12 protein-coding genes are annotated in these 13,520 nt (G+C 75.8%); 8 read left to right on the plus strand and 4 right to left on the minus strand.

Translation table 11 applies throughout. The features are described 5' to 3' along the window. The first annotated feature begins 17 nt into the window (after nt 1-17). The 4 genes from HH311_RS23900 (at nt 18) to HH311_RS23915 (ending at nt 3,740) form a co-directional block, all read left to right on the plus strand. The gene (locus HH311_RS23900) at nt 18-587 is read left to right on the plus strand and encodes a DUF3090 domain-containing protein (protein ID WP_169186203.1); all 570 of its coding nucleotides are present in this window, start codon (nt 18-20) and stop codon (nt 585-587) included. Nucleotides 588-669: 82 nt separating this feature from the next. Further along, nucleotides 670-1,485, plus strand: coding sequence for an SCO1664 family protein (locus HH311_RS23905; protein WP_211190737.1), 816 nt, complete (start codon nt 670-672; stop codon nt 1,483-1,485). After that, nucleotides 1,470-2,459: an MBL fold metallo-hydrolase gene (locus HH311_RS23910; protein ID WP_312030363.1), complete on the plus strand. Its 990-nt coding sequence runs from the start codon at nt 1,470-1,472 to the stop codon at nt 2,457-2,459. The genes HH311_RS23905 and HH311_RS23910 overlap by 16 nt, the downstream gene beginning before the upstream one ends. 24 nt (nt 2,460-2,483) lie before the next feature. After that, nucleotides 2,484-3,740, plus strand: coding sequence for a nitrate/nitrite transporter (locus HH311_RS23915; RefSeq protein WP_169186204.1), 1,257 nt, complete (start codon nt 2,484-2,486; stop codon nt 3,738-3,740). Between the two features lie 115 nt (nt 3,741-3,855). Here HH311_RS23915 and HH311_RS31100 read toward each other — a convergent pair whose 3' ends face one another. The 3 genes from HH311_RS31100 to HH311_RS23930 all read right to left on the minus strand — a co-directional run bounded on the left by HH311_RS31100 (nt 3,856) and on the right by HH311_RS23930 (nt 5,843). Beyond that, on the minus strand, nt 3,856-4,323 hold the full coding sequence (locus HH311_RS31100; RefSeq protein WP_211190718.1) for an excalibur calcium-binding domain-containing protein: 468 nt from the start codon (nt 4,321-4,323) through the stop codon (nt 3,856-3,858). Between the two features lie 31 nt (nt 4,324-4,354). Further along, nucleotides 4,355-5,038, minus strand: a complete 684-nt coding sequence (locus HH311_RS23925) for a class F sortase (protein ID WP_169186205.1) — start codon at nt 5,036-5,038, stop codon at nt 4,355-4,357. An 82-nt stretch (nt 5,039-5,120) separates the two neighbouring features. Further along, nucleotides 5,121-5,843, minus strand: coding sequence for a hypothetical protein (locus HH311_RS23930; protein WP_169186148.1), 723 nt, complete (start codon nt 5,841-5,843; stop codon nt 5,121-5,123). Between the two features lie 196 nt (nt 5,844-6,039). Here HH311_RS23930 and HH311_RS23935 point away from each other — a divergent pair, with 196 nt between their 5' ends. From HH311_RS23935 to eccB, 4 genes are all read left to right on the plus strand, one after another. Further along, nucleotides 6,040-7,497 carry an ATP-binding protein gene (locus tag HH311_RS23935; RefSeq protein WP_169186206.1) on the plus strand — a complete coding sequence of 486 codons (1,458 nt, stop codon included), beginning with the start codon at nt 6,040-6,042 and terminating at the stop codon, nt 7,495-7,497. Beyond that, nucleotides 7,487-9,487, plus strand: a complete 2,001-nt coding sequence (locus HH311_RS23940) for a VWA domain-containing protein (RefSeq protein ID WP_211190719.1) — start codon at nt 7,487-7,489, stop codon at nt 9,485-9,487. Before HH311_RS23935 ends, HH311_RS23940 begins: the two co-directional genes overlap by 11 nt. 318 nt (nt 9,488-9,805) lie before the next feature. Then, nucleotides 9,806-11,056 (plus strand): cysteine--1-D-myo-inosityl 2-amino-2-deoxy-alpha-D-glucopyranoside ligase, encoded by a 1,251-nt coding sequence (gene mshC, locus HH311_RS23945; protein ID WP_169186207.1) that lies wholly within the window; start codon nt 9,806-9,808, stop codon nt 11,054-11,056. Nucleotides 11,057-11,129: 73 nt separating this feature from the next. Then, nucleotides 11,130-12,551 carry a type VII secretion protein EccB gene (gene eccB / locus HH311_RS23950; RefSeq protein ID WP_169186208.1) on the plus strand — a complete coding sequence of 474 codons (1,422 nt, stop codon included), beginning with the start codon at nt 11,130-11,132 and terminating at the stop codon, nt 12,549-12,551. A gap of 11 nt (nt 12,552-12,562) precedes the next feature. Here the strand turns inward: eccB and HH311_RS23955 are convergent, their stop codons facing one another. Then, on the minus strand, nt 12,563-13,423 hold the full coding sequence (locus HH311_RS23955; protein ID WP_248293027.1) for a PAC2 family protein: 861 nt from the start codon (nt 13,421-13,423) through the stop codon (nt 12,563-12,565). Nucleotides 13,424-13,520: the final 97 nt, after the last annotated feature.

A 13,520-nucleotide genomic window follows, 5' to 3' on the forward strand; every position in this document is an offset into this window, starting at 1 on the left:
GACACGATCGAGGGGCCATGCCCAGGGTGATCCACGTCTTCCGCCAGCCCGACCGGTTCGTCGCCGGCACGGTCGGCGAGCCCGGCGACCGCTCGTTCTACCTGCAGGCCAGCGAGTCGGCCCGCCGCGTGTCGGTGCTGCTCGAGAAGCAGCAGGTGTCGGTGCTCTCGGAGCGCATCGGGACGCTGCTCGAAGAGGTCTCCCGCCGGTTCGGCGCCGACGTCCCGCCGTCCACCCCGGAGAACGACGTCGACACCTCGCCGCTCGAGGTCCCGGTGGAGGAGGAGTTCCGCGTCGGGACGATGGGCCTCGGCTGGGACGCCGAGTCTCGCAGCGTCGTCGTCGAGCTCCTCGCCGTCACCGAGGAGGAGGTCGACGAGTCGGTGGTCCTCGACGACACCGACGAGGGCCCCGACGCGCTGCGCGTGTTCCTCTCCCCGGAGCGGGCCCGCGCGTTCGCCACCCGCGCCGAGCGGGTCGTCTCCGCCGGCCGCCGCCTGTGCCCGCTGTGCACCCAGCCCCTGGACGCCGCCGGGCACGTGTGCCCGCGGCAGAACGGGTTCCGCCGGGTCGCCGCGGAGTCGTGAGAGGGGATCGACGCCGCGCGTGACCAGTCCCGGGAAGCACGAGGACACGGCAGACGACGACGGCACCGACGCTGTCGCGGACCTGACCATCGACCAGGTCGAGGACCTGCTCCGGCGCGGCACCCTCGAGGTGCAGGGGCGCATCACCGAGGCGTCCAACGCGACGCTGCTCTGCACGGTGGCCCTCGACGGCGTCGAGGGGCTCTGCGTCTACAAGCCGGTGCGCGGCGAGCGCCCGCTGTGGGACTTCCCGGACGGCACGCTGGCCGGCCGTGAGGTCGCGACCTACCTGATCAGCAAGGCGGCCGGCTTCGACGTCGTGCCGGCGACGGTGCTGCGCGACGGCCCTTTCGGGCCGGGCATGGTCCAGCGCTGGATCGAGCTCGACGAGGAGCGCGAGCTCGTCGACATCCTGGCGCCGAAGGACGTCGGCCCGCACTGGCGCACGGTGCTGCGCGCCCGCGGCGACGACGGCGAGCCGGCGCTGCTCGTGCACGCGGACGACCCCGCGCTGCGGGCGATGGCCGCCCTCGACGTCGTCGCGAACAACGCCGACCGCAAGGGCGGGCACGTGCTGGCCGGCGCCGACGGCCGCGTCTACGGCGTCGACCACGGCATCTGCCTGCACCAGGAGACCAAGCTGCGCACCGTGCTCTGGGGCTGGGTGGGCGAGGCGCTCGACGAGCAGGTGACGTCGGGCCTGCAGCGGCTGCGCGCGGCGCTGTCGCCGGGGAACCGCGCCGGATCTCGTGGGCCTGCGCTCGCCGACGAGCTCGACGACCACGTGACCCGCTCCGAGGTCAAGGCGCTGCGCTCGCGGGTCGACCGCCTGCTGCACGCCGGGGAGCTGCCGGCGCCGACGGGCGGCTGGCCGCCGATCCCGTGGCCCGCCTTCTGAGCGGGCGGTCGGGGGAGCGCGCGCCCGCGGACTTCCGTCACCGGCTCGACTCGCACCTGCTCGGCCCGCTCGGGGCCCTGCAGCTGTGGTGGTCGTTCCCGCGCGACGAGGTCGCGCGCCGCGACGCGCTCGGCGTCCCCATCACCCCGGGCGCGCCGTTGCCCGAGCCGGCGGCCGGGACCCTCGGGGTCACCTGGCTCGGGCACGCGTCGGCGCTGCTGTGGGTGGACGGGGTCACGGTGCTCGTCGACCCGGTGCTCTCGGCCGGCATCCCGGGCGCTGCGAAGCGGCTGACCCCACCGGGACGCGCCGTCGACGAGCTGCCCGCCCTCGACGCGGTGCTGCTGTCCCACGACCACTACGACCACCTCGACGTGCGCACCCTCGCCCGGCTCCCGCGCGGCACCCGGGTGCTCGCGGGGCTGAACACGGGGCCGTTCCTGCGCGCCCGCGGGTTCACCGACGTCACCGAGCTCGACTGGTGGGAGTCGGTGACGCTGCCGGGACGCTCCGGCCCGGTGTCGGTCGAGTTCGTCCCGGCCCGGCACTGGTCGCGCCGGACGGCGACCGACACCTGCCGTCGGCTCTGGGGCGGCTGGGTGCTGACGGCGGCCGACGGCCGGGCCGTGTACCACGCCGGCGACACCGCCACCGGGCCGTTCCTGCACCGCATCGCCGCCCGCCACCGGCGCCTCGAGATCGCGGCGCTGCCGGTCGGCGCCTACCGGCCCCGGTCGCTCCTGCGCAGCGTCCACATGGACCCGACGGAGGCCGTGCGCGCCGCCGAGACCCTCGGGGCGCGGCGGATGGTGCCGGTGCACTGGGGCACGTTCGTGCTGTCCGGCGAGCCGGTGCTCGAGCCGCTGGAGCAGACCCGGCGGGAGTGGCGGCGCACCGGGCGCGACCGCGCCGACCTGTGGGATCTGCCGATCGGGGGCTCCCGGCTCCTCGGCCCCACCGATCCCTCGGACTGATCCCCTGACGTAGCCTTCCGTCAAGTGGTGCGGCTGCTCGTGTGGGGAACCGCGGTCGTCGCGTACGTGCTGGCCGTGGTGGGGCGCTCGGCCCTCGCGGCCACGGGCGTGACGGCCGCCCAGCGCTTCGACGTCTCGGCGGCGACGCTCTCGTTGCTCGCCGTCCTCTCCCTCGCCGTCTACGCGGCGCTCCAGATCCCCGCGGGCGTGCTCGTCGACCGCTTCGGCGCGCGGCGGCTCATCGCCGGCGGAGCGGTGCTGGTCGCGGTCGGCCAGGCCGTGCTCGCGCTGGCGCCCACGTTCCCGCTCGCCGTGTGCGGCCGCGTCCTCGCCGGCGCCGGGGACGCGGTGACGTTCGTCAGCATCCTGCGCCTGGTCCCGACGTGGTTCGCCCCCCGACGGGTGCCGCTGGTCAACCAGCTCTCCGGGATCCTCGGCCAGCTCGGGCAGGCGGTCTCGGCGATCCCGCTCGCGGCGCTCGTGGTCTCCGACGGCTGGACCGCCGCCTACCTCTCCGCGGCCGGCGTCACCGGGCTGGTCGCGGCGACGGCGGCCCTGGTCCTGCGCGACGGACCGCGGGCGGTGCCGCCCGCCCCGGACGAGGGCTCGGCCGGGCTCGGCGACGTCGTGCGCTCGCCCGGGGCGCGGCTCGGGTTCTGGTGCCACCTCGCGTCGCCGTTCGGGGGCAACGTGTTCGGCCTGCTGTGGGGCTTCCCGTTCCTCGCGGCGGCCGAGCACGTCCCCGGCGGGGTGGCCCGGGTGCTGACCAGCGGCGTCGTCGTCGTGAACGTCGTCATCGGGCCGGTCTTCGGGCTGCTCTCCGGACGGTTCCCGCACCGCCGCGTCGCGCTGATCGCCGGGTCGGTGACGGCGCAGGTCGTGGCGTGGGTGGTCGTGCTGTCCTGGCCGGGCGACGTGCCGTGGGCGGTCCTCGTGGCGCTGGTGGTGGTGCTTGGCAGCGGGGGTTCGGCGTCGTTGGTCGCCTTCGACGTGGCCCGCTCGGCGGTGGCCCCGTCGCAGGTTGGGCGGGCGTCGGGGGTGGTGAACGTCGGCGGGTTCACCTCGTCGCTGCTGGTGGTGGCCCTCGTCGGGATCCTGCTCGACGCGCAGGGCGCGGGTGCCCCGGCGGACTGGACGACGACGGCATTCCGGGTCGCGATGGCGGTGCACGTGCCGGTGGCGCTCGTGGGGCTGGCGGGGATGTGGTTCGCGGCGCGGCGGGTGCGTGCCGCGGGCGGTTCGGCGGTCGGGGCCGAGCTCCTGGCGGCCCGTTCGAGCTGAAACGGGCGGACACCGTCGCCGAACGACCGGGTCGCGGCGACCCGGTCGTCTCGAGGCGGATCCGGGTGGTCGGTACCCGGATCCGCCCGGGAGGGCGACGAGGTCGCCCGGCGACTCAGCGCCGGGCGGCCGAGCGCCCGCGGCGCGCCACGCCCAGGCCGGCGAGGGCCGCGAAGCCCGCGAGGAGCCCGCCGCCGACCCACCACCAGGGGTGGCCCGCGGTGCTGCCGTCGCCGGTCTCGGCGCCGCCCTGCGGCACCACCGCGACCTGATCGGACGACGAGCCCGCGGCGTTGCTCGAGGTGTCGGACGAATCCGAGGAATTCGAGCTGCTCGTGTCGTCGGACCCCTGGCTGCTCCCGATCGTCCCGCTGCCGCCGTGCACCTCGCAGGCCACGCCGTCGTGGTCCTCGTCGAGGGCGGGGCGGTAGCCGGGCTCGCCGCGGTGGATGTTCGACGCGCCGGCGGCCTCGGCCGCGGTGCAGTTCGGGTAGTAGGTGGCGGCGGTGGCGGTGCCCGCCACGGCGACCGGGGCGAGCAGGACGGCCGCGGTGAGGGTGACGGCGGTCGCGGTGCGCTTCATGGGTGGGTCTCCTCCGGTGGTGGACGGGCGATCAGGGACGGGTCGGCGACCAGCCGTCGTACGTCGCGAAGACGATGACGTTGTCCTGGTAGCGGTGGGCGCTGCGGTCGAGCGCGCCGCCGCAGGTGATGAGCCGGAGCTCGGCGTCGGGCGTGTTGCCGTAGACGGCCGTCGTCGGGAAGGCGTCCTTGTCGGCCTGGACCACCTGCGAGACGGTGAAGAACGCGGTCCGGCCGTCGCGCCGGGACACCGCGACCCGGTCCCCGGCCCCGACGTCGTCGAGGTCGGCGAAGACGCCCTCCTGCCCGTCGCCGTTGATGTGCCCGACGACGACCGCCGGGCCGAGCGCGCCCGGCGTGGGCCCGAGGCGGTACCAGCCCGCCTGCTGCGGCGTGTGCACCGACGGCACCGCGATGCGCCGCTCGTCGTCCAGCCCGACGGGCAGCAGGGTCGAGCACGCGTCGATCGAGCCGACGGTCAGCGCGACCGGGTCGGACGCGGGCAGGGGAGTGCGGTCGGGGTACTGCGGGGTCGCCACCGGCGCGCAGTGCGGCGTGGCCGGTGGCCGCACGACGACGACGGCGAGACCCAGCAGCACGGCGGCGACCAGCGCGAGCACGATCGTCGCCCGCGGCGGCGGGGTCGCCACGACGGCGTCGACGGTCCGGAGCAGCCGCTCGGTCGGCCGGGGCGGGGTCTCCTGCAGGAGGGTCACGACGGTCCCTGGGTGGTCGGAGGGACACCGGCCGGGTGCCGCCCGTGGTCCTCACGGGGCGGCACCCGGCAGCGGTGCGGGATCAGGGACGCGAGGTCGCCCGGCGGACCCAGACGGCGAGGCCGCCCAGCAGCGCCAGCACCGCGCCGCCCGCGAGCGCCGTCCCGGTCACGGTCCCGGCGGTGCTGCCGTCGCCGGTCTCCGCGCCGCCCTGCGGCACCACCGCGACCTGCGACGACGCGTCGACCTCGTCCACCTGGCCGTCGCCGTCGTCGTCGACGCCGTCGGCCTTCTCCGGCTGCCCGTCGCCGTCCTCGTCCGTGTAGCCGCTCCCGGGCTCCAGCGCCGCCGAGCAGTCGTCCGCCGCCTGCGGCAGCGCGGCCCGACCGGCGGCGAACTGCCGGTTCCCGGGACGCGTGGCCGACCCCGAGGGCGCGGATCCGGTGGTGGTCGTCGTCCCCGTCGTCGGCTGCGGCGAGGTGGTGCCGCCCGGCCGGCCGTGCCCGGACTGGCCGTCGTGGCTCCCGGACGGGTCGTGCTGGCCGGAGTCGCCGTGCTGCCCGTTCTGCCCGTGCTGACCGGACTGCCCGTGCTGACCGGACTGCCCGTGGTGCCCGGACTGGTCGTCGCTGCCCGTCGTGTCGACCGGGTCGGCGTGCGACCCGCCGTCGGGATCCGTCGCGCAGGACCCGTCCGCCGTCACGAGCCCCGTCGGGACCTCCTCCACCAGGCTCGCCGCCGACGCGCTGCCCGGCACCACCACCAACGCCACCGCCACACCCGCGGCCGCCAGAGTCCTCTTCATCCGTTCCCCCCGGAACTCGTCCTGCCCGGCCCGTACGGCCGGGTAGGGGAGTCAACTCGTGTGGGTGTCGAGGGTCGGAGATCTTCGGGGTCGGCACGCCGCACACGTCCGGGTGGTCCGTCCGGGCGAGAGCCGGGGACCGCTGGTCCCACGATCGGGGCGGCACGACCGAGGATGCCGTCGTAGCGTGGCGGAGGTGAGCTCTCCTCGTTCCACCCCGGCAGCCGCCCACACCGCAGGCACCCCGGCCCCGCCGGAGGGCCTCCCCACGACACTCGGTGAGCTCCGCGCGAGCGACCACCCCGCGAGGACCGCGCGCGGCGTCCGCGACGAGCTGCGCGACAACCTGCTGGCCACGCTGCGGGCCGGCGAGAACCCCTGGCCCGGCATCGTCGGGTTCGAGCGCACCGTGCTCCCGCAGTTCGAGCGGGCGATCCTCGCCGGCCACGACGTCGTCCTGCTCGGCGAGCGGGGTCAGGGCAAGACCCGCCTGCTGCGCAGCCTCGTCGCGCTGCTCGACGAGTGGACCCCGGTGATCGCGGGCTCCGAGCTCGGCGAGCACCCCGAGCAGCCGATCATCCCCGCGAGCATCCGCCGCGCCGCCGTCGAGGGGGATTCCCTCCCGGTCGCCTGGCGGCACCGCTCCGAGCGCTACGCCGAGAAGCTCGCGACGCCGGACACGTCGGTCGCGGACCTCATCGGCGACGTCGACCCCGTCAAGGTCGCCGAGGGCCGCAGCCTCGGTGACCCGGAGACGATCCACTACGGGCTCGTCCCGCGGGCGCACCGCGGCATCGTCACCGTCAACGAGCTGCCCGACCTCGCCGAGCGGATCCAGGTCGCGCTGCTGAACGTGATGGAGGAGCGGGACATCCAGGTCCGCGGCTACACGCTGCGCCTCCCGCTCGACATCCTCCTGGTCGCGAGCGCGAACCCGGAGGACTACACCAACCGCGGGCGGATCATCACCCCGCTCAAGGACCGGTTCGGCGCCGAGGTGCGCACCCACTACCCGCTGGAGGTCGCCGGCGAGGTCGCGCTGGTCCGCCAGGAGGCGCACACCGTGGCCGAGGTGCCCGACCACCTCGTCGAGGTCATCGCCCGGTTCACCCGCAATCTGCGGGGCGCCTCGGCGATCGACCAGCGCTCCGGTGTCTCCGCGCGCTTCTCCGTGGCCGCCGCCGAGACGGTGGCCGCCGCGGCGCTGCGCCGGGCCGCCGTCACCGGCGAGGACGCGCCGGTCGCCCGGCCGGTCGACCTCGAGGCGGTGCCGCCGGTGCTGCGCGGCAAGCTCGAGTTCGAGTCCGGCGAGGAGGGGCGCGAGGAGGAGCTGCTGACCCACCTGCTGCGCCGCGCGATCGCCGAGACCGCCCGCAAGCGGCTCGCCGGGGTCGACCTCGGCCCGCTCGCGGACGCCGTCGCCGAGGGGCGCCGGGTGGTGACGGGCGAGCGCGTGCCGGCCCGCGAGGTCGTCGCGACGCTGCCCCCGGTCCCGGTGGTTCGTGCGGTCGCCGAGCGGCTCGGCGCGGGCGACACCGAGGCGCCCGGCCCGCTGGCCAGCGCCGTCGAGCTGGCGCTCGAGCACCTCTACCTGACGCGCAAGCTCGCGAAGGACGACGACGAGGATGCCGGGACGGTGGCCTATGGCGGCTGACGAGGGTGGGATCGGGGACGCTGGTGGCGCGCGCGGCCCCGTCGGCCCCCGCTCCGGGCGGTACACCTACGGCCGGTTCTACGACGGGCCGGACCCGCTCGCGCCGCCGTTCGACGTCCGCGAGGCGATGGACGCCCTCGGGCGCGACGTCATGGAGGGCACCAGCCCGCGGCAGGCGATGCGCGAGCTGATGCGCCGCGGGCTGCGCGACCAGCAGGGTCTCGACGACCTGCAGCGTCGCCTGCACGAGCAGCGGCGCCGGCTGCAGCGCGAGAACCGGATCGACGGGACGCTGCAGGAGATCCGGGAGCTGCTCGACCAGGCCCTCGAGGCCGAGCGGAACTCGCTGCAGGCCGAGGACTCCGACGACGCCCGCTTCCGGGAGATGAGCCTCGACGCGCTGCCGGACTCGACGGCGGGCGCGGTCAACGAGCTGGCGAACTACGACTGGCGCAACGCCGACGCGCGCCAGGCCTACCAGCAAATCCAGGACCTCATGGGCCGGGAGGCGCTCGACCAGCGCTTCCAGGGCATGAAGGAGGCGATGGAGAACGCGACGCCCGAGGACGTCGAGCGGGTCCGCGAGATGCTCTCCGACCTCAACGACCTCCTCGACGCCCACGGTCGCGGCGAGGACACCACCGAGCAGTTCTCGCAGTTCATGGAGAAGCACGGCGACTACTTCCCGGAGAACCCGGGCAACGTCGAGGAACTGATCGACATCCTCGCGCAACGGTCCGCGGCCGCTCAGCGGATGATGAACTCGCTCTCGGCCGAGCAGCGCGCCGAGCTCGAGGGCCTCATGCAGTCCGCGTTCGGGGACCCGCGCCTGGCCGAGCAGCTCGCCCGCCTGGACTCCCAGCTGCAGGCCATGCGGCCGGGGGAGGACTGGGACGGCGAGGGCCGCTTCCGCGGCGAGAACCCGATGGGCATGGGCGAGGCGACGCGGGCCATGGAACAGCTCGCCCAGCTCGACTCGCTCTCCGAGCAGCTCTCCCAGAGCTATCCCGGCGCGCGCATGGAGGACATCGACTTCGAGGCCCTCGAGGCGTCGCTCGGCCGGCAGGCGCGCGTCGACGCGCAGCGGCTCGCGGAGCTCGAGCGCGAGCTCGAGAACCAGGGCGTGTTCGAGCGTGGGCCCGACGGGTCGCTGATGCTCTCGCCGAAGGCGCTGCGCCAGCTCGGGCAGTCCGCGCTGCGCGACGTCGTCGGATCGTTGTCGACCCGCCGGGGCGAGCGCGAGACCCAGCGGGCCGGCGCGGCGGGGGAGGCGAGCGGCGCGACACGGCCGTGGGCGTTCGGGGACACCGAGCGCTGGGACGTGTCCCGGACGCTGCTCAACGCCGAGATGCGGCACGCGTCGGGGGACGAGCGGACCCTCGACGTCACCGACGTGGAGATCGTCGAGACCGAGCAGCGCACCCGCGCGGCGGTGGCGCTATGTGTGGACACGTCGTGGTCGATGGTCGCCGACGGCCGGTGGGTGCCGATGAAGCGCACGGCGCTGGCGCTGCACCACCTCGTCTCGACCCGCTTCCGCGGCGACGCGCTGCAGATCATCACCTTCGGGCGGCACGCGAAGACGGTGGAGCTCGGGGAGCTCACCGGGCTCGAGGGCGCCTGGGAGCAGGGCACCAACCTGCACCACGCCCTGCTGCTCGCCGGCCGGCACCTCCGGAAGAACTCCGACGCCGCGCCCGTGGTGCTCGTCGTCACCGACGGGGAGCCGACCGCGCACCTCGAGCCGGACGGGCACGCCGTCTTCGACTACCCGCCGAGCCCGGAGACCCTCCGGGCGACGCTGAACGAGGTCGACGCGATCGCCCGGCTCAAGGCGGCGCTGACGGTGTTCATGCTCGGGGAGGACCCGCGGCTCGAGGAGTTCGTCGACCTGGTCGCCCGTCGCAGCGGCGGCCGGGTGGTGGCGCCGGACCTCGACGGGCTGGGGGCCGCGGTGGTGAGCGACTACCTCTCCAGCCGACGGCGCTGAATTCAACGATGAGACATTCGATCTTCTCGTGGCTCAGCGTGATCGCTGTGCGGGAACAAACCGTCCCCCAGCGGCGTGATCCACCCGAACGGAGCTAGCGGTGCGTTACTCTGGGCGTAGGCCGGAGTCGAACCCCCCGCGACTCCTGCCGCCCCGGCCGGGCCCTTCCGCTACGAACGGGGCCGTCGTGCTCGCCCGCGACGGCTCCGTGGCAGGACCCGGCCGGGTCCCACAGGGGGTTTCGCTCCGGGCGGAGAACCGGTTCGGTGCGCCACGGTTCGCCTCCTGAGGGGCACCCCGGGGGCTTAGGGTCGGGGCATGCGCTCGTGGTCTTCGGTCGAGGTCCCCCAGGTGCCCGGCACCCCGCCACCGTTGCGGCTCTTCGACACCTCGAGCGGTGAGGTCCGGCCCACCGCGCCGGGCGTCGACGGCGCCAAGATGTACGTCTGCGGCATCACGCCCTACGACGCCACCCACCTCGGGCACGCCGCGACCTACCTCGCCTTCGACCTCATCAACCGCAGCTGGCGCGACGCGGGCCACGACGTCCACTACGTCCAGAACGTCACCGACATCGACGACCCACTGCTCGAGCGCGCCGAGCGCGACTCGTTCGACTGGGTGGTCCTGGGGATGCGGGAGACCGCGCTCTTCCGCGAGGACATGGAGTCGCTGCGGGTGCTGGCGCCGCGCGACTACATCGGCGCCGTCGAGGCGGTCGACGAGATCTCCGAGCTCGTCGGGAAGCTCCTCGCCTCCGGCGCGGCCTACCGGGCCGACGACCCCGAGTTCCCCGACGTGTACTTCGACCACACCGCCACCGCCGACTTCGGGTACGTCTCGCGCTACTCCGAGGCGCAGATGATCGAGGTGTTCCCCGAGCGGGGCGGCGACCCCGACCGGCGCGGCAAGCGCCACCCGCTCGACGCGCTGCTGTGGCGGATGGCGCGCGAGGGGGAGCCGTCGTGGCCCTCCGACCTCGGCGACGGTCGCCCCGGCTGGCACGTCGAGTGCACCGCGATCGCGCTGAACCGGCTCGGGGACACCTACGACGTGCAGGGCGGCGGTTCGGACCTCGCCTTCCCCCACCACGAGTTCGGGTCGGCCCACGGCGAGGCGCTGACCGGGGCCCACCCGATGGCGCGGCACTACTGCCACGCCGGGATGATCGGGCTCGACGGCGAGAAGATGTCGAAGTCGAAGGGCAACCTCGTCTTCGTCTCCCGGCTGCGCGGCGACCGCGTGGACCCGATGGCCGTCCGCCTGGCCCTGCTCTCCGGGCACTGGCGCACCGACCGCTCCTGGACCGCGGACCTGCTCACCACCGGGCAGGCCCGGCTGCACCGCTGGCGCGAGGCCGCCGCGCTCGGCTCCGGGCCGGATCCGGCCGACCTCGTCGACCGCGTGCGGCTCCACCTCGCCGACGACCTCGACAGCCCCGGCGCGCTCGCCGCGGTGGACGCGTGGGCCGACGAGGCGCTCCGGCGCCCGGGCTCGGGCACCGTCGCCGACGCCGGGGCGCAGGTGGCGACGGCGGTCGACGCCCTGCTCGGCGTGACCCTGCGCTGAGCCCCGGGCCGGCACGGGCATGGGCGCGCGGGGCGAAGGCGGACTGCGGGCCGCTCCGCCGACCCCGTCGCGGGTGCACGCCCAACGGGTCGTCACCCGGCGCCTGGAGTCCGCGCTCGTCGGCCGCGACCCGCACGCCGACCCCGCGGGCGGCGACCCGGGGCGGACCCGGCGCCGGGCCCTCGTCGTCGGGGCCCTGCTCGGGGCACTCGCCCTCGGGGCGGCCGCGGTCGTCGGGCTGGTGCGCGGCGACACCGACTGGCGGGCGGCCGCGATCGTGCGCGGCACCCCGTCGGGGACGCTCTACGTCGTCGCCCACGGCCCGGACCGGCTGGTCCCGACGACGGACCTCGCCTCGGCCCGGCTGCTCGCCGCCGGGGTCGACCCGGCCCGCGCCGACCCGTCGTCGGGCGAGGGTCCGGTGACCCCGACGCCCGTGCGCGACGACGCCCTCCTCGCCGCCCCGCGCACCGCCCCGGCCGGCCTCGCGGGCGCCCCGGCGGAGCTGCCGGACACCGATGCGGCGCCTGTCGCCGACGCCTGGGCGGTCTGCGACGCGGTGCGCGGACCGGGCGACCCGCAGGCCGGTCGGCGCGCGACGGCGGTGCTGGGTGGCTTCCCCGCGCTCGGCCGGCCGCTCGCGGGGGAGGAGGCGGTGCTGGCGCGCGGCGACGACGGCGTGACCTGGCTCGTCACCGACGGTCACCGCGCGGCGCTCGACCCCGGCCAGGGCGCGGTGGTGCGCGCCCTGGGCATCGCCGGCGAGCCCGCCCGCCCCGCGGGGGCCGCACTGCTCGGCAGCCTCCCGCTCGGCGCCCCGCTCGTCCCGCCGCGGGTGCCCGGGGCCGGCCTGTCGCCGACCGACCCGGCGACCCGCGCGATGGGCCTCGCCGTCGGGTCGGTGGCCACGGTGGCGCCGGGCGGGCGGTCGGTCCTCGTCCTCGACCGCGGGGTCCAGGAGGTCCCCGACGTCGTCGCGCAGCTGGTGCGGTTCGCGGACCCGACCCCGGGCGCCGACCCGGGGATCGCGACGATCCCGGCGTCCACCCTCGACCGGCTGCCCCGCGCGGTGGGGGTCGACCTCGCGGCCTACCCGCGGGCGTTCCCGCGGCTGCTGGGCGTGGACGAGGCGCCGGTGGTGTGCGCGCGCCCGTCGGCGCAGGGCGGCGGCACCGCGGTCACCGTCGCGGGCACGCTGCCCACCCCGGTCCCGCCGACCCCGGCGTCCGACCCGACGATCCCCGGACCCCGGGCCGTCGATGCCGTGCGGATCGCCGGGTCGGGGGCCTACGTCGTCCCGGTCGGGCCGGGGGAGGCGCCCGACGCGGGCCGCGGCGTCGTCGTCGACCCGGTCGGGCGGGTGTTCGCCGTCCCGGGGGTGCGCGCCGCGACCGCGCTCGGGCTCGGCGCGCCCCGGCCGGCGCCCCGCAGCGTCGTCGGGCTGCTCCCGCGCGGGCCCGCGCTCGACCTGGATGCGGCCCGGACGCTGCGGTGAGCCCGGCGCGCCTACCGCTCCCAGGGACCGCCGAGGTTCGGGCCGCCCGCGATGCCGCCGGGACCGCTGCCCGGGTCGCGCCGCCGCAGGTAGCGCTCGAAGTCGGCGGCGATCTCCTCGCCGCTGGCCTCGGTGAGGTCGCTCTCGGCGTCGCCGGCCTCCTCGAGGGCCTTGACGTACTCACGGACCTCGTCGTCCTCGTCGGCCATCTCCGAGACGGTGCGCTCCCACTTCTCGGCCTGGTCGGGCAGCCCGCCGAGCGGGACCTCGACGTCGAGGACCTCCTCGACCCGCTGCAGCAGCGCGATCGTCGCCTTCGGCGCCGGCGGCTGCGACACGTAGTGCGGGACCGCGGCCCAGAACGAGATCGCCGGGATACCGGCCTGCACGCACGCGTCCTGCAGCACCCCCGTGATGCCGGTCGGGCCCTGGTAGCGGGACCGGGAGAGGCCGTAGCGGGCGGCCGACGACTTGTCGAACGACGAACCGGTCACCGGTACCGGGCGGGTGTGGGGGGTGTCGGCGAGCAGCGCGCCGAGGGTGATCACCGTGGTGACGCCGAGCTCCTCGGCCTTCGCGATGATCTCGGCGACGAAGCCGCGCCAGCGCATGTTGGGCTCGATCCCGCGCACGAGCACGAGGTCGCGCTCGGACCCGGGCGGGCGGCAGAGGGTGAAGCGGGTGGTCGGCCAGTCGATCGCGCGGCTGATGCCGTCGACGAGACGGACCGTCGGGCGCGAGACCTGGAAGTCGTAGTAGTCCTCGGGGTCGATCGCGCCCAGCTCGCTCGCGTCCCAGTTCAGGGCGAGGTGCTCCACGGCGGTGCTGGCCGCGTCACCAGCGTCGTTCCAGCCCTCGAACGCGCAGAGCATGACCGGGTCGGACAGCTCGCGCGGGGGGTCGAGGTGATCGGAGTCGGACACCTGCGCCAGCTTACGGGTCGTGACGAGGCTCGCAGGAGAACCGGTT

Origin of the sequence: Actinomycetospora sp. TBRC 11914 (genome assembly GCF_012933465.1) — a bacterium.
In the GTDB taxonomy this organism is placed as follows: domain Bacteria; phylum Actinomycetota; class Actinomycetes; order Mycobacteriales; family Pseudonocardiaceae; genus Actinomycetospora.

What these genes read in the sequence shown, in the direction of transcription:
- HH311_RS23955 (WP_248293027.1), bottom strand. Translation starts at nt 13,423, where the DNA reads ATGCTCTGCGCGTTCGAGGGCTGGAACGACGCTGGTGACGCGGCCAGC.
- mshC (WP_169186207.1), top strand. Translation starts at nt 9,806, where the DNA reads ATGCGCTCGTGGTCTTCGGTCGAGGTCCCCCAGGTGCCCGGCACCCCG.
- HH311_RS31100 (WP_211190718.1), bottom strand. Translation starts at nt 4,323, where the DNA reads ATGAAGCGCACCGCGACCGCCGTCACCCTCACCGCGGCCGTCCTGCTC.
- HH311_RS23940 (WP_211190719.1), top strand. Translation starts at nt 7,487, where the DNA reads ATGGCGGCTGACGAGGGTGGGATCGGGGACGCTGGTGGCGCGCGCGGC.
- HH311_RS23900 (WP_169186203.1), top strand. Translation starts at nt 18, where the DNA reads ATGCCCAGGGTGATCCACGTCTTCCGCCAGCCCGACCGGTTCGTCGCC.
- HH311_RS23930 (WP_169186148.1), bottom strand. Translation starts at nt 5,843, where the DNA reads ATGAAGAGGACTCTGGCGGCCGCGGGTGTGGCGGTGGCGTTGGTGGTG.